This window comes from Microcoleus asticus IPMA8 (assembly GCF_013179805.1).
In the GTDB taxonomy this organism is placed as follows: Bacteria; Cyanobacteriota; Cyanobacteriia; order Cyanobacteriales; family Microcoleaceae; genus Microcoleus; species Microcoleus asticus.
Genome location: NZ_SRRZ01000066.1, coordinates 14003 through 39705, shown reverse-complemented (window position 1 = coordinate 39705; position 25703 = coordinate 14003). Strand labels below are relative to the sequence as shown.

Below are 25703 nucleotides of genomic sequence, written 5' to 3'. Positions count from 1 at the left end.
TAACTTTTTTGTTGAAAAAACTGAATTAATACCAACTTAATCATGATTAGTGAAGCCCGATTAATTTGCAACTGATTTAGGATTGCTATATCATAGTCTTGATAATGATTTAGGATTGCTATAGAGCAATCTTTGAGTGCATTGAGAAACTGCGAAGGAGTCGCTAGCCTTAATGTAGGGGGAATTCGAGAACTAGGTCTAAATGTAGTACGTGACTCTTCATCTCATGGGAGTATTATAGGCTTGCCCTATCGTGAAGATAACCGTCTAAGGGCTGATGAGCTTGCACTTTTGTTAGCAAGACAGTCTCGAATTGTATGGGAATCTTCGTCAAGTTGATATCAGCAATTTAAAAGGATAATCTGTATATATTCTTCAGTTTTTTTCTGTAGTTCAGTTGACTTATTTGACAATAATTTTTGACTTAATATTTCTTGCGCGATCGCCTCTACCACCGGTACACAAACCGAATTGCCAATTTGCTTGTAACTTTCCCCCGCACTCGGATAACTCTTAAAATCTTCAGGAAAACCCATAAGACGGTAACATTCCTTCAGCGTCAACTTTCTCACCATATCTTGCTCAGGAATGTAGATAAAAAACCTGCCCGATGTTTCTTGCGAAGGAATTGTCGGATGCACTCCATCTACCGAATAAATGCGATTAGGCTGTCTGTGAACTCTCGATAAATGTTCTGTATTTGGCCTCACGCCAGTTTTCCAAGTACCTTTATTTCTGTAACCTACAAATACAAGTCCCGAATCTTGCTTTCTCGGATAATCAATTAAAGTATACTCTGATTTGTCCAATATTTCAAAATCCCCTGTATCGTCTAGAAATTCCCTGAGTTGCGGAGGAAACTTGCTTTTAAGTCGAGAAAAATTAAATTCTTTACCTTTAGTTGCAATGATAAATATTCTTTCACGATGTTGAGCAATTCCAAAGTCTTTCGCATTCAGCATTTTGTAATTGACGCTGTATCCCAAATCTTCCAGACTGGCAATAATTACTTTTAAGGTATTTCCATTGTCGTGATGGATTAAGTGTTTGACATTTTCGAGAACAATTACTTGAGGTTGCTTTATTTTTATAATTTTACAAATATCAAAGAATAGCGTACCTCTAGTATCTTCAAAACCTAGCTTTTTGCCGCAGATGCTAAAAGGTTGGCACGGAAACCCGGCGACTAAAACATCAAAGTCTTCTAACTCGACGGGATTAATTTTACTGATATCTCCAAAAGGAACGTCACCGAAATTCTCCGTGTAAACTTGTCGGCATTTGCTGTTAATTTCGCAGGAAAAAACGCATTCAAAGCCTATTTTTTCAAAACCTTGTCTGAAACCTCCAATCCCTGAAAACAAATCTATAAATTTCATTTTTGCTTAGCTTTAATAAAAACAAATTATCTATACAACAATAACCGATTTTGCATCAGAGATAAGTGAGCAACGACTAAAAAAACACAATACCCCGATCCCGGACTTCTTGAAAAAGTTGGGGATTTAACAGCGATCGCGTCTTAAGTTCACTCATCAATTTCTCTGTCGAGCCCGATCGACTGTAGCATAGGAGCGATCGGCAAATTGCAGGAATTGTCGATCGCCCAAAACTTTCTCCCGCATTCAACCAACCAATGTCCCAAACTTGTCCCGCAGCCCACTAAACTAGAAATAGCAGAACAAATCACAGCTATTGTCTACTTTCTTTCACCAACCATGAGTCAAACCTTGGAAAACCTCACCGCAATTGATGACAAGCTATCCAAACGCCACCTCGACCTCGATCCCGGCGGCTACTTCATCATCTATCTCGATCGCGAAACCAGCTTAATTTGTGCCAAACATTTCACCAACATCATCGACGATCGAGGCCTCGCCGTCGATCCCGAAACTGGTAAACCCATCCCCGCCCGCGGCAAAGTAGAACGCACTCAGGCCACACTTTTTACCGGCAGAACCGCCAAAGAACTTTGCGTCAAAATCCTAGAAGAAACCCGCCCCAGTCCGGTGACAATGTTGGATCACGCGGCTTATCTGGGACGGGAATTTGTACGGGCAGAAATTGCATTGTTGAGCGATCGAGAATACGTTCAAGATTAGTGCAGCCCTGCCATATTTTCTTGACAAAACGGCAACCGATCGGATGCAAGCAGCACCGATCACGAAAAACCTTGATACCAGAAATAAGTCACCATCGGAATCACTGTCGCCAATACCAACAGCACAACCACAACAACTGTGGCATTGCCTTGGTCTGTTTCTTCAGCTTTTTTAAACGTGCCTTCAACTTGAATGTTGTCAACAACTTCAGGAGGACCCGGATCGGGTTCGCCCGACAAAACAGTTGCAATGCGCGTACTTGCAGCCGCAAATGCCTCGTTGTATTTATTGCCTTCCCGCAGCGGCACTTGCACGGTTTCCCCAGCCACACTCTGGGCAATTTCATCGGTTAGCAGGGATTTCACTCCTTCCCCCGTCCGAATTGCCGCGCTGTTGGTAACAGTGTCGAGAACGAGTAAAATTTGATTAGTCCGATCTTCTTTTGCGGGAAACCACTGTTCAAACAGTTGGTCGGTGAAAGTGGCAGTCGTTTCGCCGTAGTCTAAGCGGTGGATGGTGACCAACCTGACTTGTTTCCCTGTTTTATTTTCCAGGTTGTCGAGTACGCTGCTGATATTGCTTTCGCTGCTGCGGCTGAGCACGTCGCCTTTGTCGAACACCCAAGTACGATCGCCCGCCGACAACACCGGCATTTCGTACACGCCAGTCGCCAATGCCGGCAATACCGCCATCTGCGATGCGATTAGGGCGATCGCGATCGCCGCGGCCAAAGGTTGGAGATATTTTCTCCAGTTAAATAATTGCTTCCGGAGTCTAGTCATGAGGTTAACCGTAAAACTGACTTTTTTCCAAAAATACTATAGAAATCCCCGTAAAATTCATTTTATGCAGGGCAATATTTACAATTAGCTCGCCAGTGGAACTCCCCGCCCGATTATTTTAGGATTCTAACTATGGAACCAGCAGACACTTATAAAGGTTGGATTATTCAATCCCAGAAAGTCTTCTACGTCGAGGTTTGGGATAGCCGCGGCAACCGCCACGTCGCCGTCCAAAATGCCAAGACTGAGGAGGAAGCTTTGGAATTGGCCAAAAAGTGGATAGAAAAATATGAGTCCAAACCTGGAAGAATGGCGATCGACGTACCCCATCCTTTCGGAGACATGATCGATATGCCATTTTAACTCAGTTGGCTGTTGACTGTTGACTGTTGACTGTTAACTGTTGACTGTTAACTTTACAGCTTGTAGGGTACTCTGCTAGAGACAAAACCTCTTCAAATTGATCAATTAGGGGGATGGACGCACCCAAAGACTATGCCAGTTGCGTCCCAAACTACATTTGTCATGAGATACAATTACGAAATTCCTCGCAATTTCCGCGTATTTTCTACTAAACTCCGAGCAAATTCGTCGAACCTTTCAGACAGTTTTTCATCCAACAATTTACCCTCGGGACTAAAAGCTTTCCAAGCTTGTCCGATCGCAATTTGTTCCGGAATTACCCAAGCGTGCACCCATCTCAAAATCACGCGCATATCGTTGAGTGCGTTGCTGTTAACTTGCCCTCCCAAAACGCTAATCGCACCCGCAACCTTCCCGTCCAAATGCTCAAAACTCATCAAATCCAGGGCATTCTTGAGAGCACCGCTGACGCTACCGTGATACTCCGGCGTTGCCAAAATCAAGCCGTCGGCTTGCTTAACCGCATTTCGCAGCTTTTCCACATCCGGGTAATCGAGATAATCATTCTCGCCGTCGCAGAAGGGCAGCTTGAGCGATCGCAAATCCAATATTTCAACTTCCGCGCCCAGGGCCTGCGCCCGTTCTGCTGCCACCTTCAACGCTAACTGGCTGTAGGAGCCAGCCCGCAAACTTCCGCCAATGCCGACAATTTTTACCATAAAACTCAAAAACAATAACTGCTCGATTAAAGCGTACTCATTCCGACTATGAATAAGATAGCAAGTTCGATCGGCAACTGTCAATCGATTTTAGATTTTAGATTTTAGATTTTAGATTTACGGACGGAGCCCAGAAACCGGGTTTTTTGAACAAAATCTTTGGTTATAGCCCGCAGATTACGTAAAAAACCCGGTTTCTTGAGGAGTCCTGGATTCAAAACCCCCCCTCTTGAGGTGCCTCTTAAGATGCCAGCGAGAGATAAACCCATTCAACACCCGCCCTCTTGTTAACATAAATAAAGGTAGCAAACCAAAAGCGGTCAATCTTGGCAGTCTTCAACCTTGGGCAAAGCAATATGAAAAATTCTTGGAAACACGCATGGCTGGGGCATCTAGCTGTAAACAAAGACAAATCGAGCCAGAATCCTAAAAAATCAATTCCAGGACGGAATCTGTGGCGCATCCTGGGCAGTTTGGTGATTTCTCAAGGAATATTGCTCTCGGCCCCGGTTTTTGCCGAGAGCACCCCAACCACCATGAGTTACAGCCAACTGATTGACAACATAGAAAAAGGGCAAGTCAGTAAAATCGAAGTAGACGAAACTCAAAGAACTGCCAAAGTTAGGCTAAAAAATCAAAAAAGCGATCAGGCCCAATCAGTTACCCTATTCGACTACAACAACCGAGAACTGTACTCGCAAATCCGCGCCAAAAAGATTGACTTTGAAGTCAAACAAACAGCCGACAACGCCGCCGCAGTCAGTTTAGTAGTAAACTTGCTAGTGATTTTTGCAGTGTTGGCAGTGCTGATGGCAATCCTGCGCCGATCGACCCAATCTCAAGGAAATGCCATGAACTTCGGCAAATCCAGGGCCCGTTTCCAAATGGAAGCCAAAACCGGCGTGATGTTCGACGACGTAGCAGGCATCGAAGAAGCTAAAGAAGAACTTCAAGAAGTCGTAACCTTCCTCAAAAAACCCGAACGCTTCAACGCCATCGGCGCCAAAATTCCCAGAGGAGTTCTGTTAATCGGGCCTCCGGGAACCGGCAAAACAATGCTGGCAAAAGCCATCGCAGGCGAAGCAGCCGTCCCCTTCTTCAGTATCTCCGGTTCCGAATTTGTCGAAATGTTTGTCGGAGTCGGCGCCTCGCGCGTCCGCGACTTGTTCCGCAAAGCTAAAGAAAATTCCCCCTGCATCGTCTTCATCGACGAAATAGACGCCGTAGGAAGGCAGCGCGGCGCTGGTATCGGCGGCGGCAACGACGAACGCGAACAGACTCTCAACCAGTTGCTGACAGAAATGGACGGCTTTGAGGGTAACAGCGGCGTGATTGTGATTGCAGCTACCAACCGCCCCGACGTGCTCGATACCGCCCTGCTGCGGCCCGGCAGGTTCGATCGGCAAGTAACGGTAGATTTGCCCAGTTACAAAGGGCGTTTGGGGATTTTGCAAGTTCACGCGCGCAACAAAAAACTCGACCCAGAAGTTGCCCTAGACACGATCGCCCGCCGCACTCCCGGCTTTTCCGGCGCTGACTTGGCAAACTTGCTCAACGAAGCAGCTATTCTCACAGCGCGGCGGCGCAAAGACACGATTACTAACTTAGAAGTTCACGACGCGATCGACCGGATCACGATCGGGCTTACGCTTAACCCGCTGCTGGACAGCAAGAAAAAGTGGATGACAGCATACCACGAAGTCGGACACGCCCTAGTCGCGACCATGCTCACAAATGCCGACCCGGTGGAAAAAGTAACGATTATTCCCCGTTCCGGCGGCATCGAAGGCTTTACTAGCTTCGTGCTCGACGACGAAATGCTCGACAGCGAAGGTTTGAGGAGTCGGGCTTTGCTGTTAAACCGAATTAAAGTAGCTTTGGGGGGACGGGCGGCGGAGGCAGAAATTTATGGCGATGCTGAAATAGACACCGGTGCCAGCAGCGATCTCAGAAAAGTTAGCAGTCTGGCGAGGGAGATGGTAACGCTTTATGGAATGTCGGATTTGGGGCCTGTGGCTTTGGAAAGTCCGAACAATGAGGTGTTTTTGGGTCAGAACTGGAATTCACGATCCGAGTATTCCGAAGAAATGGCAATCAAGATCGATCGGCAAGTCCGGGAAATTGCCTTTGACTGCTACGAAGAAGCTCGCCGGATTATCCGCGAAAACCGCGCTTTGGTAGACAAACTTGTCGAAGCGCTGTTGGATGAAGAAACGATCGACGGCGACGAATTCCGCCAAATTGTCGCTCGGTACACCGAGTTAACCAAAAAAGAGTTGGCCCCAACATAAAGAGTCATTAATCATTGGTCATTAGTCATTAGTTATTCAAGTTTGTAGTGAGGACTTTATTCCTAATTATCGAAAAAATAAGGACTTTATTCCTTACTACAAACCAACAAAAATGACTGCTAACTAATGACTAATGACTGCTAACTAATGACTAATTAAGATTGTTGGGCGTACATTTCCCGGAGTACCAAAGCCGGGTCTACCCAGCGACCGCCGTACTTCAATCCCCAGTGCAGGTGAGGGCCGGTCGTGCGGCCGGTCATCCCAACTCTGGCAATTCTCGCACCGGCCGGCACAGTTTGACCCTGCCAAATTACCAGGCCGCCTTCGCGATCGACATAATAACGCCCGCCGTTAGCTGTTTCCACCCGACCTCTGAGGTGACAGTAGATGTGTTCCCAATTTCCCGATCGCACCACCATACCAGTGCCGCACCGGCCATCTTCCCAAACTTCCACAATTTGCCCGCCCCACCAGTTGCGGATATAGCTGCCTTCCGGGGCGGCTAAGTCCAAACCGTAATGAAAATCGCCGCCGCGGGGGCCGAAGGCGGAACTGTAGGCTTCAAAATTTTCGACGGGAAAAGAAGCTTCTTGCCACAAATTACCCGTCGCTACTCTGCTTGGTAAGCCAGACTGAGCTGTTACCAACTGCTGCTGCAAATAAGGGCCGATCGAAACAATGCCGATCGAAAGTGCCACCAGCAGCATCTGTCTGGGACGAAAAAAGCGTTTTGCCGTCAGCGGGCCTGTAGAGTCTTGCACGATTTTTTTCACGGCTGAAAGTTGAATGTATTTGCGGGTGTGGGTTGTCGGGCCAATTCGCTGCAAGATTGCCTTCGTCAGCTCTACCCGCCAAACGAATCAGTTGACCAACGTGTATCTTACTGCATACAGAGCCGGTGTCAAGGCTTCGGGTTAAATGCTATGGGGAACAGAAAATTATTTTCCTGCGGAATTCCTGATGCGGTTGAATTCGATCGAGCTTTTGCTTGACACTATAGTTAGTTCGGGGATTTTGGACGGCGTCTGAAATCTCAAATTCATCACCAACATCAAGCAATGCTTACTGAAATTTTTCCCTTTAGTTTTGCCATAGACGCAACTGCGATCGCAGGTGCGTCTTTGTGGTCTTTGGCCCTCTATTGGGGCCTGTCGCCCCTGACAGAATGGGTAATCCTGCAACTCAACCGCTGGATGAATTTTGCTGAAAGATCCCTCTACACCTCGGAAGCCGAGTTTGAAAGAACCCGCCAAGCCAGAGAAGCTCAAAATGCTTTTTACGCTTCGCTGTTAAGCATTCTGCCCTTTTTGATTGTCGGCGGATTGTGCAATTGGGGCGTCGAATGGTCGCTGGGTACTGGTTGGGCGGTATCTATGGGTACGATCGCCTGTATTGGCGGCGGCGTTTACGAACTCGGCCGCCGAGACGGTCAATCTTAGGCGATTTTAGATTTTAGATTTTGGATTTTGGATTGCTCCAGATATTCGGAGATTTACCAGTCTCTAGAATTGATCGTAATCTCAAATCCAAAACTCAAAATCTAAAATAAATATGACATATCCCGTCTATTATCACTCGCGCCTCAAACAAAATTAGCAATGTATTTTAACCGTAATTTGACTCAGGATGTTTGCCTAAAAGCCGCAGTTGCCGTTCAGTAGCGGTAGCGAGAATTTCGGGATTGAACTGCCACGGCCAAGGCGAAAATTTCTGCGCTATGTCGCGGTGGGAATAATGCACTTGCAGCATATAGCGACTTCGATCGACTGTTGTATTTTTGCCGCCGGAGTGCCAAATTTCACTGCGGAAAAACAGCACATCTCCTGCTTTGCATAAAACTGGTTCTGGGGAGTGTCCGTTCCAAGTTTCTTCCCCGCGATCGGGTTGTCGACCAGATTTGTGACTGCCAGGAATAATGTAGGTAGGACAGAGGTCTTCAGCGATGTCGCTGAGATAGAAATGGGCTGTACAAATCCATACTGGCAGTTGAAAAGTGCGATCGGCAAACACGCTTTCGGGCACGGGTACAAACACCCGATCGACGTGGACGCGCCAACCGTCATAACCAGGCTCACTTTTCCACGCAGTCATGCCGATAATGTGGCAATCGCTGCCCATTAATGCTTCGGCTAATTCAATTATACCCGGTCGATCTGCATAGGAAAGCCACAGCCGGTCGCGATTAAAAACGCATTTAAAATGATGGTTCAATTCACTCCAACTGCTACCGTCGAGTCCGAAGGGTTGCAGGCGATCGAGCGCTTCCCGCGCCGCCGCTATTTCCGACGCGCTGAGCACACCGGGAATCAGCGCAAAACCATCTTCGCGCATCGCCTCTACCGCCCCCGCTGTGTCGAAAATGTCACAAGTCTTTTGCCGATAGCTGAAAACTTCGCTTAACGTGCTTGCGTTCATAATTCAAATCAGAGTAAAATTATTAACTGTTATTAAATTAACACTAATTCTGCTGAATATTTACATACTATGGAGCCAGCAATCCGGTTTCTTGGTACATCAGGACTTACACAAAATCTAATTATGTAGGGTGCGCACTGCGCACATTATGTCTGATTTGGGGATAAATTAAATGCAATACCAACCAGAACCAACATCATTAAATCAAGCCCGCGCCGCCTTCCAAAAAATCTGGGGATACGACGACTTTAGACCGCCGCAAGGAGAAATCGTCGGCAGTTTATTAGCCGGAAAAGATACAATAATAATTATGCCGACAGGTGGTGGCAAATCAATCTGCTTTCAACTGCCAGCTTTGTTGCAAACAGGCTTAACTTTGGTAGTTTCGCCGTTAGTTGCACTGATGGAAAATCAAGTACAAGAATTGCGCGATCGCAATCTGCCCGCTTCCCTCCTCCACAGTCAATTGCCAACAGCGCAGCGCCGACAAACTATGCAATCGCTGCAACAAAACAAATTAAGATTGCTGTACCTGTCTCCGGAAACATTACTCAGTAAGCCTGTTTGGGAAATTATCAGTCAGCCGCACATCCAAATCAACGGTTTAATATTAGATGAAGCTCACTGTTTAGTGCAGTGGGGTGATACTTTTCGACCAGCTTACCGCCGTTTGGGAACAGTGCGATCGGCTTTGTTGAAAGCTAAACCAGCCAACAGTAAAATTGCGATCGCAGCTTTCACTGCTACCGCCAACCCCGACGCGCAGCAGACAATCAAAAATGTCTTGCAACTGCAAAAACCCGAAGTCTTTCTGCTAAGTCCCTACCGTTCTAACCTGCACCTGCAAGTGCAAACAGTCTGGACGCCGAGAGGACGCAGGCAGCAGTTATTAAATTTTATTAAAGCTCGACCAAAACAAGCAGGTTTAGTCTATGTCCGTACTAGAAAAGATAGCGAAAGCTTGGCGGATTTGTTGGAAGCAGCCGGTTATGAAACAGCAGCATATCATGCAGGTTTAAGTCCAGAATCACGACGAAAAATAGAAAAAGCTTGGCTGAACAATGACCTTAAATTTGTGACTTGTACCTCAGCATTCGGGATGGGAATTAACAAGCCAGATGTCCGGTGGGTGGTTCACTTTCAAGCACCTTTGCTATTATCGGAATACATTCAGGAAATTGGTAGAGGCGGACGCGACGGCAAACAGGCGATCGCCCTGACATTGATTAGCGAACCGACGGGTTTGCTTTATCCTGAAGATAAACAAAGAGCACAATTTTTTCAAGATAAATTGCGATCGCAATATCGAGAAGCTCAGCAATTAGCCAAAAAACTGCCAGTTAAAGGCGATATAGAAGCAGTTTCCCGGGAATTTCCCGAAAGCGCGATCGCCCTTTCAATCTTGCACAGCAGCGGACAATTAACATGGCAAGATCCTTTTAATTATGCGATCGACAAATCCGCACAGCAAAAAGGCGAAAAACAAAACTTTACCGCAGCGGCAGAAATGGCAAAATATCTCAAACATCGCGAGTGCAGGTGGCAGTTTTTGCTGCAAGCTTTTGGCTTTACCAAAGAAGCTACATCTATGCGGTGCGGCCACTGTGACAATTGTCGATAGAATTGACAATTATACTCAAACGACTTAACCAGTCCAACCTAAGAAACCGGGTTTTTTACCCAGTCTGCGCACCCAAAGGAAGTATTGCTGTGAAACAATCCGGTTTCGACGCACCCGTGCGATCGCGAACTAACTCACAGATGTTATGATTAAGATATTTGCTTTACACACTTGGCAAAAAATAGTAAAAAGTAAATGATAGAAACAGACACTGCGGCACAGATTTACACAGTAGAAAATACAGAGGAATTCGATCGCAGTAATGTCAATCAGCGGTTAGATATTTGGCTGTCAAACCAGATACCGGACTTATCCCGATCTCGAATCCAAAGCCTCATATCACAAGGCAACGTCAAAGTCAACGACGAAACCTGCACCTCGAAAAAAATATCAGTAAAAACGGGTGATCGCATCCACCTCACATTACCCGAAGCCCAGCCCACTTCCTTGCAGGCCGAAGCAATTCCCCTCGACATCCTCTACGAAGACGACAGCCTAATTATCATCAACAAACCAGCCGGATTAGTCGTCCACCCAGCAGCCGGACACGCAGACGGTACATTAGTCAACGCTCTCTTAGCCCACTGTCCTCTAGCAGAAATAGGCGGAGTTCAGCGGCCGGGAATCGTGCACAGATTAGACAAAGATACAACAGGTGCGATCGCGATCGCCAAAACCGACATTGCCCACCAACACCTGCAAGCCCAACTCAAAGCCAAAACCGCCCGCCGCGAATATTTAGGCATAGTTTACGGCGCTCCCAACACCGAAACAGGCACCATAGACTTACCTATCGGGCGGCATCCCACAGACCGCAAAAAAATGGCAGTAGTACCAGTAGAAAAAGGCGGTCGCCCCGCAGTTACTCACTGGACAATCAAAGAAAGAATCGGCAACTATTGCTTAATGCACTATCAATTAGAAACAGGCCGCACCCATCAAATTCGCGTGCATACAGCCGAAATAAAACATCCGATTGTCGGCGACCCGATGTACAGTTCCAACCGTTCTATCGGCGTCAATTTAACCGGACAAGCCCTCCACGCATGGCGGCTGACATTGCAGCATCCCGTAACCGGAGAATTAATAGAGGCGATCGCACCTTTACCCGATCAATTCAACACCCTGCTAAAAATATTGCGGTTGCGGGCTAATATTTGATAATTGGTATAGCAGTCACCAAAGCTGTTATGACAAGTCGCCATCTGACGCTTGCAGAGCCTCGATCCGATTTTTGTCCTCATCTGCCTCTGTCTGCTGCTATAACGGGAGCAGAATCTTTACTTTTTTGATAAGCAACCCTAAAGTGGTATAGAATCCCTTTGAGTATCTGTAAAACAATGACAACTCTTGTATTTGTACATGGCACAGGGGTACGACCAACTCAATACGAGGAAAATTTTGCGCTAATTCAAAAAAAGCTTGGTATCCAACGTCCCGATATCAAAGTCGTCCCTTGTTTGTGGGGCGAAATGTTGGGAACCAAGTTAAATGCTCAAGGGGCATCTATACCTTTGTATGATGCGACACTAGCGCTGTCGGAAGAGGAGGAAGAAGATAAGGAGATTTTGCTGTGGGAACAGCTATACCGTGACCCCCTCTATGAATTACAGTTATTGTCACTTAAACCGAGTGAGGAAGGTACTGCTAGTTTTTTTGCAGAACAACCGAGTCATGAATTAAACTCTCTGTTGCAAAGATTTGAGCCTTCAGCCGAACTGCAAGCGCTTTTGATTGAGGCAGGAATTGCTTTGATATTTGATGAAGCACTACTAGCAGTTATTCGCAGCGAAGCCTATCATGAAGCTTTGCAAAAAGCATCGGACTCCTTAAGTGAGTATTGTGATGCTATAGCAAGAGCGATTGTGGCTCAGGCAATGTTTTACTGCGAACAACAAGAGAAGTATCCGTCAATTCTCACCAATGCTGACTTGCGGGATAAAGTGGTAGAAACGCTCAGTTGTGCTTTGGGAGAAGCGGAGTTGGGATTGGGAGGTTGGGTGTGGAACGCTCTTTCTTTGCTAGCGCATCCAACAACGTTGGCTATAAAGCGCAAGCGCGGCAGCATTACAGACGCAATTTCACCCTTTCCTTGCGATATCTTGCTTTATCAGAGTCGAGGAGAAAAAATTCGCCAATTTATCCGAGAAATTATTGAGCAAGCTGAACCACCAGTAGTCTTACTAGCTCATAGCTTGGGAGGAATTGCTTGCGTTGATTTGCTCGTCAAAGAACACTTGGAGAAAGTGGCGCTATTATTGACAGTTGGTTCCCAAGCACCATTTTTATATGAGATTAATGCGCTACACAGTTTAGAATTTGGTGAACCGCTACCAGAGCATTTCCCAGCTTGGCTGAATATATACGATTTACGGGATTTTCTTAGTTACGTTGGTGCTAATGTCTTCCCGAATAAAGTGCAGGATGTGTTGGTAGATAGCAAACAACCGTTTCCCCGATCGCACAGCGCTTACTGGGAAAATCCTGCAACATGGAAAGCGATTATTCCCAGACTGCCATGACAGAGATAATTGCTAAACCAGAGCGGACTTACGGCTTGGTTGTGGGTATTGAAAAATACCAAGAAACTTCTTGGAATGTCAAAGGCGGTGGTCCTGCGAATGACGCTCTCAAGTTCGCCGACTGGCTGTGTAGGCGAGGTGTACCGAAAGAGAATATCCGGCTTTGCTTGTCATCGTTAGAAGAAAATAATCACTTAGTTGAGCAATCAAATTTAAAAGTAGAGGAAGCAACCCAGCAAAATATATCCAATATAATAGAAAATTTATTTTGTAAACAAAAAGGAGATTTGCTCTATATTTTTTGGGCTGGACATGGTTTGCTTTCCTCCGAACGAGAACGCAGGTTATTTTGTGCTGATGCCACATCGCTAAATTGGCGGAACTTGGATTTAAATTCCTTGCTCCTTTTGTTAGCTTCAGACTTTAATATTCGCAATCATATTTGTATTGTTGACGCCTGTGCCAATTATTATGCTCCGGAGTGGAAAGGAAGACCAACTAACTTTAAGGGGAAAGAATTTTCCAGTCGTGGCCCCAGGGAAGATATTCAACAGTTTGTGTTGCTTGCTACCAGAGAGGGAGAAAGAGCATCGGTTAGTGCTGAAGGAAAAACAGGTTACTTCTCCCAAGCCGTCAGAAAAGCACTAGAAGAGGAGCCATTGGCATCTTGGCCTCCGAATATGGAAGTAATTGCGAAGAAAGTAAAGCAACAAGTTGGCAGCTTAGGTAAAAAACAACTGCCAACTTATCTTTATCGTCGCAGTTGGGATGGCGATACAGATGTTTATCTTCCAACCCATTTTAGGGAACCAGAGAAACTCCCCCAAGCAAACGATGATTTGGCAACAAATTTCTCGGCGAAGCCGCTAACATCATTAATTCCAAACACCACAAATTTTGAGTTTGAAGTGGTAACTGTGGATGCTCAAGGGCGAGAAACTAAACTTTGCCACAAACAGGCACAATACTTTGTCGAAATTTTGGGCGACGCAGTTAAGTTGGAAATGGTTTCCATCCCAGGTGGTAAATTTACAATGGGAGCGCCCCAAGAAGAACCTGAATCTGGCGAGGATGAACGTCGCGGACCTCTAGTTACTACTGTAAAACCCTTCTTTATGGGTAAGTATCCCATCACTCAGGCACAGTGGAGAGCGATCGCATCCCGACCAAAAATCAAGCGTGACCTCGACCCCGATCCATCCTGCTTTAAAGGGGATAATCGACCGATTGAGCGGGTTTCTTGGTATGATGCTGAGGAGTTTTGCGATCGACTGTCGCAGAAAACAAAACGGGTTTATCGTTTACCAAGCGAAGCCGAATGGGAATACGCTTGTCGAGCTAGAACAGCAACCCCATTTCACTTTGGTGCAACAATCACAACTAATTTGGCAAATTTTTGTGAACAAGACCAGAGCAGGAATACAGTCGATCGCAAGCAAACAACTGAGGTTGGTAGTTTTCCAGCTAATGCTTTTGGACTGTGCGACATACACGGTAATGTTTGGGAATGGTGTGCCGATTATTGGCACGACAACTATCAAAGCGCACCATTAAATGGTAGTGCGTGGCTAAATAGTGGCAATGAGGAATATCGAATTTTACGCGGTGGTTCTTGGGACTGTTTTCCTCATTTGTGTCGTTCTGCATCTCGTTTTTCCGAAAATCCAACTATTACTGACAAAGAATTTGGTTTTCGGGTTGTCTGTTCTTTTGCGTAAAGTTGGCTAATTATTGTGTAAGTATTCGATGATTCTTTTCTTTATATCTGCAATAGAAGACGGGTCATAAAATTGTATGCTCGTCTCGCGGCGGAATTGAACTTTAGGATTGATTGATGATGACCTTCTACACCGCTCTCGGTAAGGGTGTGAAAGCCAATTCCAACTTCCTATAACAGCAAATCGATCGTCGCAAACCAAAGTTCTTTCATTAGTTCCCCTACTTTCTATATGTAGTTCCTTACCTAAGCGAATTAGACGCGAACCTGTATCTGGATGCTGGGTAAATAAATCTCTCAACTCTTTTTCAGCTCGCGCATCATTATTATCATTGTCTTCGCTGCTTTTGTTTCCGTAAATGACCGTAACTTTAACCCCTTTTTGCAACACTGAGAGAATCTCAGTCACAAACCATTTTGGTTCGTCCCCCCGAATCCAAGGCGAAACAATCAACAATTCGCGTTCAACTCGATCGATAGCTTCTTTAATAACTTTTAAATGCTTGCAATTTTCAATTACAGTGGTTCCAGGTTGTTGCTGGGGAATTTCTGCCTGAGGTTTATACTCTACAATATATCCTAGTTCTCGATCTTCTAGTTTTCGGATATGTTCAACAAGCTGGCGAGTATAACTTCCAGCTTTTTCTAGCCTGTAAAGGTTGCCCACCAAAATAAATAGTTCTTTGGCTCTCGATACGGCAACATTAAGAAGATTGGGTCGCCTGTTAATCCAACGAACATTATCCTGCGAGCGGCATACTTTTGTAGACAGGATAATTACTTTTTTCTCGGAACCTTGAAAATTGTGAATTGTTCCCACCGATTTTTTCTTGAATTGAGGGAATTTTTTAGTTATAGACTCCTCTAGAGCATTAGCTTGAGCGCGAAAGGCAGAAATTACACCGATGTCTTCTAATGAGTAACCTTGATTAACCAAATTCTGAATTATTTCACATACAGCAGTAACTTCTTCCAGATTAATATTATTGCGGATATTTCCCTCAACATCGTAAGCAATTAAATGTCGCTCTAATAAAGAATCAACTGGTTCGGTTTTTATCTCTAAGTTATAGCCAGCAATAGCATTACAATATTGAATAATACTAGGTTGGCAGCGGTAATGCTCCATCAAACAAATCCCATTACCTGTATTGCCATTTTCTCCAGTTGCTCCGGCGGCGCGATGATAGGTAGTAGCGCTATATTCTTCTTCCGGACTGTAACTATTGTAATCAATTTCAGTTAATCCTTTGTCAATAAATGCTGTTTGACGGTAGTTATCGCGTCTCCGATCGCTTAAAGTAATTACAGGCTCAATTTGTAGAGGATCTCCGACAATAATAGCCTTGCGCGATCGTATCAGCAATGGAAAGCTCTGATGCAGTGGAATCATTCCAGCTTCGTCTATAATTGTGCGATCGACACATTCAGAAACACGTGGTAGCATATTTCGTACTGAGTACAATCCACAACTGATGACTGGAAATATCAAACTTATGGCCTTAAAATACTCCTCTTGGTTTATTTTAAACTTGTTAGGTGCCTTAGAATATCCAGAAAGACAATCTAAATATAACTTCAAAGCTTTTTTTACATTGTCCTTATCTTGTAGTGCTTGCTGAGTTAGAAATTCCCGCGATATCTTAAATAGCTCTTGGTGCTGATTGTGAAACTTTTCATGAAATGAAGCGTAAAAATCTTCCAATGGAATTGCCAAGCTACTTTCTAACGAAGTTAACTCTCTATCCGCTTCATCTTTTTGTTGTTCTGTGTTGGCTATATCTTCAGCAATTGTTGGCAAGCTTGCTTGTACGTGTTGTAGGTCTTTTGCTTGTGCTAGTTTGTCCGTAACCCTCCCTAATTCTTGAAAAAATTCGCGGCGATTTTTGGGATTTTCTACAGGGAAAGGAGTATTGAATGTACTTTCAATCGCTGATTCGCAAGCTAAAACTGCCTTAGTTATAATCTGTTTTTCTGTTCTCCCAGTTATCCAGCGCCACAAACGAGTCCACCAAGGTAATCTTCCTTCTGGCATCTGTCGTTCCGCATTACTAAAACGCAATTCTATTTTTCGATAAGCTTCTATTGGTAGTTGTTCGTATTCTGCTAAATCTGTCGCTCGTTGCTGCAAATTGCTTTGAGTAGCTATTACCTCATCTAAATGCTGTTGAAGTGTTTGTATCTCTTCCCGAAGATGAGGCAGTCGTTCTTCATCTAAAGCTCTTTGATGGCGAGCTGCTAAATAATTCGACTCATTTAATAAAATGTCATCTTGGATCTGTTTTATTTTCTGCTTGTTTTGATTAAAAGCTGTTTCGTTAAAACTATGTTGTTGAATGTATTCAATTCCTTTTTTTAGCTGCTCGATCGCACATCCTGCTTTTTGAATATTCTCTATACTCCCTCCTTTGAGATAGAGAAAATTATGTTCTAAACGATCGTTATTTAACCATTCATCTATTTTTTCAATAACATTGTCAACGGCTTTATTATTGGTACTGCTAACAACTGTCAGATTATTGATATCCTCCTCTCCATCAATTAATCTGAGTGCGCGATTGACTACCTGTTGAGCGATAAGATGAAGGATGAGGGTAGTTTTACCAGAACCAGGTGGACCTTGTACAGCCGTCACAGGTTCGCTTTGAGCGTGTTTGAGTGCTTTTAATTGTGAATTAGTCGGTGCATGGGTTGGGAAAGCACCCATGTAAATGACTTCGTGTTTTGGAAGTTGAGGCACACCGAATAGATATTCATAAGCTGGATGTCCTATTGACCAGTCTTTTGAACCAGACTCGATCTCTTTTAAATCTTGCTGAAGATTCTTTGAAAATCTGCCTCCTGGAAATTCAAACAAGTACGGCCGCCGTTGAATTTGGCGACGAGGTAAGCTCACCTGTTGCATCCACTCTTCATAAGTTTGAAACTCAAGTTTAAAGGTTGTTTCGAGAAATTGTCGCAGCCCATCTTGGGTAATCAAGTCCTCTCGCTCTTTCTCATCCAGTCCCAGGAAGGTTGTGACGTTCTCTCCTGCTTCTGTTAGTTTTAGCTCGTCTAATTTCCATCCCTCTTCTCGGTATTCTCCTTTGAGAATGGATGTAACTTCCAAGTTAAACAAAGGACAAAGATAAGATTTTCCCCTTTCTACATCTAAAACTTGCGGAAAGGATAAAACCCATACTGGTTCCTGTTGACCTTGTTGATTTTGGTTAACTTTTTGTTGTAGCTCTTCAAAGATAGCTTGCTCAATTAATACACTATCGCCTACTAGCCCGATCCCACGCTGTTTTACCTTAGCTGCTTCAATCCTGGCGTTACTGTAATCATCCAAATCAATGTAGTCGAACCATGCGTTGAGAATTGCATCTACCTTGGCTGCATTGTTCAAGATTCCCTCCAGGATATGGTTTTTACCTTAACTGTTTTTTATAGCACAAGTGTCACTTAGATGCTAGTGCAAGTCTGGTATGGTACTGCTGTGTGCAAATTTGTTGATGTCCAACATATCGATGTAGGCGTTGTTCTCATTTCTCCCACTTTTATCTACTCCTCTAGGTGCGATCGAGTTCTTGCAACCCTGACACCAGATTGCCCAGTTCCATGACGTAAGCACCCCTAATCTTCTTTTTGTTGCTAAAACTCACCTTGGCCTCGCTAAATACAACTACTGGAGTGACCTTGGTTAACTTCTTAGCTTGTTTGATAGCCGTAACTTCTTTGGCAATCTGTGCCAGAAAATCTTTCTCAAAATCTCTCAATTTCCCGTAATATCGACGCTTTAGCACATCGCCATCCAACAGAACTTCGGTTGAGTGAGACTTAACATCAAGGATAAAATTGACCCCTTTAGGCGATCGCAGCCACACATCGATATCGCCTACTTGCGGCAATCTTAAATTGTACTCAGCTATCCATCCAGATTGGATTAGGGACTCCAAAACTTGCTGAGTCTTTTCTTCACCACAAGCCCCTTGGTCAAATCTCTGAGACGACTTCCAAAACGTTTTCCCGTCCTCAATCAACGGAAGGGCGATTAATGCCCCTATCAAAAGAGCCGCGACCAAAAATAAAGGAGCAAAAGGTGCTACCGCGTATACCAGCAGTGGCAACAACACCAACCCTGTTGCCGCACCGTACCTGTATAAGGCTTTGGTACGAAGCTGTTGAGCATGGCGACGCAATGGTTTTCCAGCACCTTCGTTATATTGCGGCTGCATAAATGCACCTATGCACTTATAGTTGACAATAAGAAAAAATCGAATTATTTTTCTTCCTTCTTCCTTCTTCCTTCTTCCTTCTTCCTTCTTCCTAATAACAAAAAATTATGAGTCCTAAGTTTTGGATTCCAAGTTTATCAAAAAACTCAAACCTCAAAACTCAAGACTCAAAACTCTCTCAGCCTAAAAGCCGATCGATTCAGTCGATCGCCCGACACAAATAATCGCATCAGGGCAGCATCAATTACCGGCGACGGGGAACCATCGTGTCGATATTGATATTAGCTAGAGGCACGCGCTGCGGCGGAGTAGCAGGCAGGGGCATATTGCGCGCCATACCCAAATAGTTCGACGGATCGCCAGCTTTGGGCTGCTGCTCTTGAGGAACAAAACGGCGGACACTTGTTTGCCAGATGATTTGCGGGAAGCCAAGCTGCGAACGGTGGTACTCACCGTAGCGGGGCGTCTTCAAGTTGAAAGGAGTGTCCCCTCCAACTCGCTGAGGCAAAATTCGGCGCTGCTGGTAAGGTACTGTATCGTAGCCGAACTTTTCCAGGTACTCATCGCTATTGACCAACTCGTCAATAAAGCCTTGAGGCCCCTTATTGGCTACCACGATCGACCAAGCAATCTTTTCGCGCTCGCTGTAAACGTCCCGGCCCAAAATGCGCTGCACGCACATTTCAACAAACCGATAGTTGCTGTTAGTTTGGTAATTCCGCTCTAGGAAAGGAGAAGAAGTCGCCAAACCGCGAATAAAATCCCGCACAGTAATTTGGCCGAACTTGAGTTGCGACTCCAAAGACTTTTGGCGGTTGCTCTTGAGGATTTGGTGTTCGCTGTAAATCTGGCGATATCCAGCCCAAATCAAATTTTCCATGTCTCCAGATGAGAGCACATTTTCAGTTGTGAAAACTCTGGGCTTCTCGTCGCTCCCCACTTCAAAACCAGCAACGCGCTGGTTTTGGCTCTTGGGGGCGTAGCTTATCAAAGGTAGCGCCACGTTAAAATCTCCGTTATCTCAAATTTCAGAAATAGTTGACACCGTGAGCTGCCAGCATAACGGATACAACTAACCAACATACAGATTAGGGGATTCCCGCAATCTAAATCTGATTTTCCTGAATTTTTGCAACAATCTGTAACATTTGTTGACTTTGGAGAAGTCAGCAGTCAGTAATTAGCAATCACCTAGGTTCCCAGTCTCTGGCTGGGAACGCCACTTGAGAGGCTCTGCCTCGTCTAATCTAACCGGAGGCAGAGCCTGAGACCCAGGATTCGCAGGCTGAGTCTGGAAACGAAGCCAAAGTTATGACCGATGACTAATGACTAATGACTAAATTACCAGCCCAGAGCCGAATAAAACTCGCTGGCGGCCACTTGATCTCCTGCGGCTTCTGATGTTGCATCCGAGTCTGGTTCCACCCGAATTTCGGTACAAAAAGTCGAAGTGCTGAAACCGCCAAAGCGCTTTACCGTACTCGTCCGCATCCGCACGTTGGGATTAGCAAACCAGAAACGCTCGATCGAACTCATCGTCTCGTATTCGGTAATCAGCAACAGCCCATCCTCGTCGTCCATCTCAAAACGGCCAGCTACCGGCACAATTTCCGCATAGCCGCGTTCCCGCAACATCAAACCCTGCCGGGGATTTTCAGGATCGGGGACGATCGCGAACACCGTAGATCCCTTGTGATTCTCATCATCCTTATCCCACGCCATCGAGCCGTGCCAAGTTACAAAAGCCCCCCCAGCAGCCCGGCTCGGATCGACTTCGTGCATTTGGCAAATCTCGGCCACTCGCGCGTCATCCGCAGCCAGCGCCGTTACCTGAATATTTGAATCCCCAATCTCCGCTTGGCGGAAAGCGAGGTGGTGAGTGCTGCGCTGAGAACGCCACTCCCCAGCACTGCTTTGAAAAAACTCCATTGCATCCATACAAACTATCTCCTTTGGCTTATGCTTCCCGCTCTTGACGCCTTTTTATGATAGAGCTCCCCCCACTTAGATGTACTTTTGCGACACAAATTAGTCTCAAAATGTCTACTTTGGACATATTGTCAAGGGAATGTTATGATAGTTTACAATGTAGGGACACAACAAATCCTGCGAAACGTCATCCCGATCAATCTCGCATCGATCTCAGCAAACTGGAGGAGCGACTTATGGATATGCCTACAACCAGTCTCAGCATGGAACAGCAGTTCAAACTTCAAGTGCTGCGCGAACAAGTCAAAAGCTTAAGCCAAGACCAAGCTCAGGAATACTTGCTCGAAGTTATGCGGCAAAACATGGTCAAAGAAAACTTGTTAAAGCATTGGATGAAGAATATGTGAACTCTTCAGCATTTCTTGACAAAAATCAGTGGCTTGTATTTGCAAAAAGTACGATCGAGCTTTTAATCATAAAATCCAGAATCCCGCTTTCTCCAAGAAAGCGGGATTCTCAATTCAGAAAAGTTTTACGCAGTTTTTTTTGTCGCTACCGTACTCAGAAAATAAAATGTTTTTAGTCTCTTATAGAGGGACGACAGTTTGTGTAGCGACAGGCTTCAACCTGTCGGGGACTCAACCAAAACGGCCGCTCACATAATCTAAAGTAGACTCTTCCTTCGGACTTTGGAAAATTACCTCAGTCTTGTCACACTCCACAAGATAGCCAAACCGCTTCCCATCGTCAGAAAGTTTAGCATTGAAAAAAGCAGTCAGGTCAGAAACCCGAGAAGCCTGCTGCATATTGTGAGTAACGATCACAATCGTATACTTCTCCTTGAGTTCCCGCATCAACTCCTCAATCTTAATCGTAGAAATCGGGTCAAGAGAAGCGCAAGGTTCATCCATTAACACTACATCAGGATTAATCGCGATCGCCCTAGCAATACACAAACGCTGCTGCTGGCCGCCCGAAAGAGAAAAACCGCTTTGCTTCAACTTATCCTTCACCTCATCCCACAAATAAGCTTGGCGGAGCGACTTCTCCACCAGCTCATCCATATCCCCCTTATAATTGTTCACCCTCGCACCGTAAGCAATATTGTCATAAATCGACTTCGGGAAAGGATTCGGCTTTTGGAATACCATCCCAATCTTGCGGCGCACCTCTACAGCATCAATATCAGGAGCGTAAAGATTTTGACCGTAGTAATCAATTCTACCCTCTAAACGAAAACCGTTAACTAAATCGTTGAGGCGGTTAAAACATCGCAGAATTGTACTTTTACCGCATCCAGACGGCCCAATCAAAGCAGTAATGCGATTTTTAGGAATCTCCATACAAACATTTTTAACCGCGTGAAAAGCGCCGTAAAAAATATTGATATTTTCTGTCCGTAAAATTGTTTCCGTTTGCTTGTCTAAATCCATCATCATACAGGTAAAAATCCTCTCAAATTTTACTCAACACCTGGGTTACATTCGGCCTTCACCATAAGTGCATGAATGCCTTTTTAAAACTCACCCTTTAATACACTTTTTTGTGAGTAGCCCAGCGAGAAAGAATACTCGTCAGCAACACCATACACACCAAAATCAAAGATGCAGCCCAAGCCAATTCTTTCTGTGCCTTAAAAGGAACCGTTGCAAAGTTGTACACCAAAACCGAAAGACTCGGAGTTGGCTTATCAAATCCTGCCGGCCAAAAAGGCGAATTCAGCGCCGTGAAAATCAAAGGAGCCGTTTCTCCAGCAGCGCGAGCAATTGCCAGCGTCACACCCGTTAGAATAGCCGGAATTGCCGCAGGCAAAACCACCTGCAACACTGTCTGATAATTAGAAGCACCCACACCAACCGACGCCCATCTAATATCTTGCGGGACGATTTGTAGAGCTTCGTCAGTAGTCCGCACAATCGTGGGCAACATCAGCACCGCCAGCGCCGCGCCCCCTGCAATTGCCGAAAAACCTCCCATATTTACCACGAACAAACCGTAGGCAAATACCCCGGCAATAATCGAAGGAACGCCGCTGAGGACATTAGTAGCAAAGCGTACCCAGCGAGCTACTTCGCCGCTGCTGAACTCCGACAAATAAACTGCTGCCAATACACCAAAAGGAACAGCAATTAAAGAAGCAATTCCCACCGTCATCAACGTACCGAGAATTGCATTAGCAATCCCGCCTCCCGACAGTCCGGGCGGCGGCGGCAGCTTGGTAAACAAGTCTAAATTCAGGCGATTGAAACCTTGTACCGTGACGTAGGAAAGCACTGCAAACAAAGGCAGCAGAGTGATGGCAAGACTAGCTCCAGCCAGTACAGTCATTGCCTGATTAAACAGCGCTTGCGGGCTGTTTTTAACCTTCTTCAAACTGCCTGTTTTCGATACCAAAGGATTCTCGTCGGAGACGCTATTTGACATAAACTAAAACTATGTAGGAAATTGCGGCAAACTTCTAGTTGTACTTTGCTCTTACTTGAGAAACAATCCACTCTGCCAAAATATTCACAATCAGCGTCAGAATAAATAGAATTAGCCCCGTGTACATCAGAGCAGCAACTTGCAATCCCGAAGCTTCGGCAAATTGATTTGCCATCAGAGAAGCAATAGTATTTGCAGGAGCTAGCACAGAAGCACTTAACTGATTGGAATTGCCAATTAACAGAGTTGCGGCCATTGTTTCTCCCATGGCGCGACCGAGCCCGAGCATAATTCCGCCGACAATGCCGGAAAAAGCCGCCGGTACGAGCACTCTAAAAATTGTTGTCCAGCGAGTAGCTCCCAAACCCAGAGATGCTTGTCGCAATTCGGGCGGGAGACTTGCCAAAGAGTCGCGGGAAATAGCAGTAATAATGGGCAAAGTCATGATGCCCAAAATTACTCCGGCGGGTAACATTCCCGGGCCCACTGGCGGGGTGCTAAAAATCGGCAGCCATCCGAAAGTGCCGTTGAGAAACTTGCCGAGACTGGTAATAATGGGAATCAATACAGCAATTCCCCACAAACCGTAGACTACGCTGGGAATGGCTGCTAAAAGTTCTACTAAAAAAACCAAAGCTGTGCGCACTGGCAGCGGCAAAAAATCTTCACTCAAGAAGATGGCAGTCCCTACTCCTAATGGTACTGCAATTAGGAGCGCGATCGCCGAACTGACGATCGTCCCGTAAATCATCGGCAGCGCGCCGTACTCTTCTTTAACCGGATTCCAGCTACTGCTAAACAGAAAGCCCAAACCGTACTGTTGAATCGCAGGTAAAGCCCTGTAAGCAACGGTGAGGGCGATTACCAGCAAAATTACACCAACTCCTATTCCCAAAATCCGAGTCAGCCAGATAAAGCCTTGGTCTAAGGATTTTTCTGCTTGAGAGCGCGATCGGCTCTCTGATTGAGCGCTGTGATTATCTGAAATCATAGAAAAAAAAACCAAATATATAGTAGCGGAAAATAGCCTGTTTCGGAAAAAGCTAGAAGGAAGCAGAAAGACCATAAATAAAATCAAAGAGGGGCGGGTTTATTAATCCCCTGACTTTTCAACAAATATTTCTGGTAAAACCCGCCCCTACAGAAATATCTCTCTTTTTTTCTTCCGTCTTCCGTCTTCCGTCTTCCGTCTTCCTTCTTCCTTCTTCCTTCTTCCCTCTTCCTTCAATTACTATTTGGCAACCTCAATCTTGTAATCTGGGCTGATGCCGTCAGCGGCCGCGGCTACTTTTTCTTTAACGCTTTGGGGCAGAGGAACGTAGCCCAATTCGGAACTCACTTTTTGACCTTCAGTTAAGCCGTATTCAACCATTGCCTCGATGGTTTTGGCTTTGTTGGGGTCAGTAACTGTTTTGGGGACGAGCATCCAAGTGTAGGTGACAATTGGATAGGATTGAGCGCCTTCGGGGTCTTCGATAAATGCTCGCAGGTTTTCCGGCATCGGCACAGTTGCTAAAGCTTGAGAAGCTGATTCGTCGGTAGGTGCGACAAAGCTGCCTGCTTTGTTTTGCAAAGATGCAAATTTGAGATTGTTGTTTTTGGCATAGCCGTATTCTATGTAGCCGAGGCTGCCTACTGTTTGCAGAATTTGGGCTGTGACGCCTTCGTTGCCTTTTGCGCCTACGCCTACGGGCCACTGTACTGTTTTGCCGTCGCCTACTGCCGTTTTCCAGTCGGGGCTGATGGCACTCAGGTGTTTGGTGAAGACGGCGGTGGTACCGCTACCGTCGGAACGGTGGACGATGGTGATGGCTTGGTCTGGCAATTTAGCGGTCGGGTTGGCGGCTGCAATTTTGGGATCGTTCCAGTTGGTAATTTTACCGGCGAAGATATCTGCGTAAACATCCCGTGGCAGTTTCAGTGGTTCGGTTAAGTCTGGCAGGTTGTAACCGATGACGATGCTGCCGGCTGTCATGGGCAGCAAGAGCACGCCTTTGTCTGCTGGAACTTTGGCGATTTCGTCGTCTTTCATGCCAGTGTCGCTGGCCCCAAAGTCTACTGTGCCTTTGGTAAATTGTTCGACTCCGGCGCCGCTGCCTACTGATTGATAGTTAATTTGTACTTTGGGGTTGATTTTGTTGAAGTCTTGAAACCAACGCTGGTACAGAGGGGCGGGGAATGAGGCGCCGGCTGCGGTGATGGCTACGTCTGAGGCTAGGGCGAGTTTGGTGTTTTCCGCTGTGCCGGTGGCTGCAACGGGGGATGCGCCGGGCGATGCTGCGGTGTCGCCGGGGCTGGGGCTGCTGCCTGTGGTTGTGCTGCCGCTGCCGCAAGCTGCTAAACTCAGGGCGATCGCCATAGCGGAAATTGCAGTAGTCAGACGGTTTGAATTAATCAAGTTGAGACGAAAAAGCATAGGTATAAAAAATCTGCGATCGTTATATCGGTGTCCGCATCAGCATAGCGCGCGAAAGTAAAGGTTAGGTTAAGAATCTTTACACTTTATGGCAATTTAATATTAATTAATATTATTAATGTTATTTATGAGCTTGACAATTATGAATTTATAAGATATGGGGCAGAGAAATAGCTACGGAA

Annotated in this window: 23 protein-coding genes; 9 read left to right on the top strand and 14 right to left on the bottom strand. The window is 45.6% G+C overall.

The annotated features are described in order from the left end of the window. Window positions 1–341: 341 nt before the first annotated feature. Together dcm and E5S67_RS18270 are read right to left on the bottom strand one after the other, a co-directional pair. Window positions 342–1379: a DNA (cytosine-5-)-methyltransferase gene (gene dcm, locus E5S67_RS18275; RefSeq protein WP_172189610.1), complete on the bottom strand. Its 1038-nt coding sequence runs from the start codon at window positions 1377–1379 to the stop codon at window positions 342–344. 149 nt (window positions 1380–1528) lie between these two features. After that, entirely contained in the window at window positions 1529–1690 is a 162-nt protein-coding gene (locus tag E5S67_RS18270) for a hypothetical protein (protein WP_172189608.1), read from the bottom strand. Between the two features lie 28 nt (window positions 1691–1718). Here E5S67_RS18270 and E5S67_RS18265 point away from each other — a divergent pair, with 28 nt between their 5' ends. Further along, entirely contained in the window at window positions 1719–2102 is a 384-nt protein-coding gene (locus E5S67_RS18265; protein WP_172189606.1) for a DUF4346 domain-containing protein, read from the top strand. Between the two features lie 59 nt (window positions 2103–2161). Here E5S67_RS18265 and psb32 read toward each other — a convergent pair whose 3' ends face one another. Further along, on the bottom strand, window positions 2162–2884 hold the full coding sequence (gene psb32, locus E5S67_RS18260) for a photosystem II repair protein Psb32 (RefSeq protein ID WP_172189603.1): 723 nt from the start codon (window positions 2882–2884) through the stop codon (window positions 2162–2164). A 132-nt stretch (window positions 2885–3016) separates the two neighbouring features. Here psb32 and E5S67_RS18255 point away from each other — a divergent pair, with 132 nt between their 5' ends. Further along, window positions 3017–3247, top strand: a complete 231-nt coding sequence (locus E5S67_RS18255; protein WP_172189601.1) for a hypothetical protein — start codon at window positions 3017–3019, stop codon at window positions 3245–3247. Between the two features lie 173 nt (window positions 3248–3420). Here the strand turns inward: E5S67_RS18255 and E5S67_RS18250 are convergent, their stop codons facing one another. After that, window positions 3421–3966, bottom strand: coding sequence for an NADPH-dependent FMN reductase (locus tag E5S67_RS18250; protein ID WP_172189618.1), 546 nt, complete (start codon window positions 3964–3966; stop codon window positions 3421–3423). Window positions 3967–4322: 356 nt separating this feature from the next. Between E5S67_RS18250 and ftsH the strand changes: the two genes are divergently transcribed. After that, on the top strand, window positions 4323–6257 hold the full coding sequence (gene ftsH, locus E5S67_RS18245; protein ID WP_172189599.1) for an ATP-dependent zinc metalloprotease FtsH: 1935 nt from the start codon (window positions 4323–4325) through the stop codon (window positions 6255–6257). Between the two features lie 155 nt (window positions 6258–6412). Here ftsH and E5S67_RS18240 read toward each other — a convergent pair whose 3' ends face one another. Then, the gene (locus E5S67_RS18240) at window positions 6413–6967 is read right to left on the bottom strand and encodes a M23 family metallopeptidase (protein ID WP_172189616.1); all 555 of its coding nucleotides are present in this window, start codon (window positions 6965–6967) and stop codon (window positions 6413–6415) included. 351 nt (window positions 6968–7318) lie between these two features. Between E5S67_RS18240 and E5S67_RS18235 the strand changes: the two genes are divergently transcribed. Beyond that, window positions 7319–7699, top strand: coding sequence for a hypothetical protein (locus E5S67_RS18235; RefSeq protein ID WP_172189597.1), 381 nt, complete (start codon window positions 7319–7321; stop codon window positions 7697–7699). A gap of 166 nt (window positions 7700–7865) precedes the next feature. On the opposite strand, the gene E5S67_RS18230 is transcribed toward E5S67_RS18235, so the two are convergent. Then, complete coding sequence (locus tag E5S67_RS18230) at window positions 7866–8675, bottom strand: phytanoyl-CoA dioxygenase family protein (protein ID WP_172189595.1); 810 nt, start codon at window positions 8673–8675, stop codon at window positions 7866–7868. Between the two features lie 172 nt (window positions 8676–8847). Between E5S67_RS18230 and E5S67_RS18225 the strand changes: the two genes are divergently transcribed. The 4 genes from E5S67_RS18225 to E5S67_RS33440 all read left to right on the top strand — a co-directional run bounded on the left by E5S67_RS18225 (window position 8848) and on the right by E5S67_RS33440 (window position 14536). Then, complete coding sequence (locus E5S67_RS18225) at window positions 8848–10296, top strand: RecQ family ATP-dependent DNA helicase (protein WP_172189593.1); 1449 nt, start codon at window positions 8848–8850, stop codon at window positions 10294–10296. A gap of 195 nt (window positions 10297–10491) precedes the next feature. Continuing rightward, window positions 10492–11457 carry an RluA family pseudouridine synthase gene (locus E5S67_RS18220; protein WP_172189591.1) on the top strand — a complete coding sequence of 322 codons (966 nt, stop codon included), beginning with the start codon at window positions 10492–10494 and terminating at the stop codon, window positions 11455–11457. 179 nt (window positions 11458–11636) lie between these two features. Further along, window positions 11637–12818, top strand: coding sequence for an RBBP9/YdeN family alpha/beta hydrolase (locus E5S67_RS18215; RefSeq protein WP_172189589.1), 1182 nt, complete (start codon window positions 11637–11639; stop codon window positions 12816–12818). Next, complete coding sequence (locus tag E5S67_RS33440; RefSeq protein ID WP_246276846.1) at window positions 12815–14536, top strand: formylglycine-generating enzyme family protein; 1722 nt, start codon at window positions 12815–12817, stop codon at window positions 14534–14536. Before E5S67_RS18215 ends, E5S67_RS33440 begins: the two co-directional genes overlap by 4 nt. 6 nt (window positions 14537–14542) lie before the next feature. Here E5S67_RS33440 and E5S67_RS18205 read toward each other — a convergent pair whose 3' ends face one another. The 4 genes from E5S67_RS18205 to E5S67_RS18190 all read right to left on the bottom strand — a co-directional run bounded on the left by E5S67_RS18205 (window position 14543) and on the right by E5S67_RS18190 (window position 20690). Continuing rightward, complete coding sequence (locus tag E5S67_RS18205) at window positions 14543–17866, bottom strand: AAA domain-containing protein (RefSeq protein WP_216670550.1); 3324 nt, start codon at window positions 17864–17866, stop codon at window positions 14543–14545. A 220-nt stretch (window positions 17867–18086) separates the two neighbouring features. Continuing rightward, window positions 18087–18752 (bottom strand): NERD domain-containing protein, encoded by a 666-nt coding sequence (locus tag E5S67_RS18200; RefSeq protein ID WP_172189585.1) that lies wholly within the window; start codon window positions 18750–18752, stop codon window positions 18087–18089. 244 nt (window positions 18753–18996) lie between these two features. Then, window positions 18997–19755, bottom strand: coding sequence for a phycobilisome rod-core linker polypeptide (locus E5S67_RS18195; RefSeq protein ID WP_172189583.1), 759 nt, complete (start codon window positions 19753–19755; stop codon window positions 18997–18999). A 338-nt stretch (window positions 19756–20093) separates the two neighbouring features. Then, window positions 20094–20690 carry a phycobiliprotein lyase gene (locus E5S67_RS18190; RefSeq protein ID WP_172189581.1) on the bottom strand — a complete coding sequence of 199 codons (597 nt, stop codon included), beginning with the start codon at window positions 20688–20690 and terminating at the stop codon, window positions 20094–20096. Window positions 20691–20917: 227 nt separating this feature from the next. On the opposite strand from E5S67_RS18190, the gene E5S67_RS18185 reads away from it, so the two are divergent. Then, window positions 20918–21088 carry an NblA/ycf18 family protein gene (locus E5S67_RS18185; protein ID WP_015176817.1) on the top strand — a complete coding sequence of 57 codons (171 nt, stop codon included), beginning with the start codon at window positions 20918–20920 and terminating at the stop codon, window positions 21086–21088. A gap of 231 nt (window positions 21089–21319) precedes the next feature. On the opposite strand, the gene pstB is transcribed toward E5S67_RS18185, so the two are convergent. The 4 genes from pstB to pstS form a co-directional block, all read right to left on the bottom strand. After that, complete coding sequence (pstB, locus tag E5S67_RS18180; protein WP_015176818.1) at window positions 21320–22120, bottom strand: phosphate ABC transporter ATP-binding protein PstB; 801 nt, start codon at window positions 22118–22120, stop codon at window positions 21320–21322. 91 nt (window positions 22121–22211) lie between these two features. Beyond that, window positions 22212–23105 (bottom strand): phosphate ABC transporter permease PstA, encoded by an 894-nt coding sequence (gene pstA, locus E5S67_RS18175; protein ID WP_172189579.1) that lies wholly within the window; start codon window positions 23103–23105, stop codon window positions 22212–22214. A 34-nt stretch (window positions 23106–23139) separates the two neighbouring features. After that, window positions 23140–24096, bottom strand: coding sequence for a phosphate ABC transporter permease subunit PstC (gene pstC / locus E5S67_RS18170; RefSeq protein WP_172189577.1), 957 nt, complete (start codon window positions 24094–24096; stop codon window positions 23140–23142). 240 nt (window positions 24097–24336) lie between these two features. Further along, window positions 24337–25521: a phosphate ABC transporter substrate-binding protein PstS gene (gene pstS / locus E5S67_RS18165; protein ID WP_172189576.1), complete on the bottom strand. Its 1185-nt coding sequence runs from the start codon at window positions 25519–25521 to the stop codon at window positions 24337–24339. Window positions 25522–25703 lie beyond the last annotated feature (182 nt).